Origin of the sequence: Candidatus Syntrophosphaera thermopropionivorans (assembly GCF_004353895.1) — a bacterium.
GTDB lineage: Bacteria > Cloacimonadota > Cloacimonadia > Cloacimonadales > Cloacimonadaceae > Syntrophosphaera > Syntrophosphaera thermopropionivorans.
On sequence record NZ_SMOG01000057.1, the window covers coordinates 1 to 453 of the forward strand.

Below are 453 nucleotides of genomic sequence, written 5' to 3' on the forward strand. Positions count from 1 at the left end.
CGCTGGTTTTCTTTCTTAGGAATTAATTATCAACCTTCAGAAAGTGCAAAACTTTTAACTATTCTGGTAGTAGCAAGAGCTATCTCAAAGGACAATTTAACAGAAATTAAACAGATATTTATTGCTCTCGGATTAACCGCCTTACCCGTTTTGCTTATCTTAATTGAGCCAGATTTTGGTTCTTCTTTAGTCTTTTTCTTTAGTCTGCTGGCAATGCTTGTCGCTGCCGAATTACCTCTGTATTACATACTGCTGATTATTTCTCCTGTGATTAGTATAATTACTTCTTTCTGGTGGATTGCTATCATTGTCTGGATTATAGTATTAGTCTATCTATTATTGAAAGCAAGACTATCCTGGGTTACCGTATCCATTTCATCCATTCTTAATCTGTTTATAGCACTTATAACGCCAGTGTTCTGGAATGGATTAAAAGATTATCAGCAACAGCGT

At 35.3% G+C, this 453-nt stretch carries 1 protein-coding gene; it reads left to right on the top strand.

Annotated features, from left to right (window positions below; all coding sequences use genetic code 11):
* The coding region (locus E0946_RS07185; RefSeq protein ID WP_165942108.1) for an FtsW/RodA/SpoVE family cell cycle protein at positions 1-453 on the top strand (453 nt) is incomplete at both ends.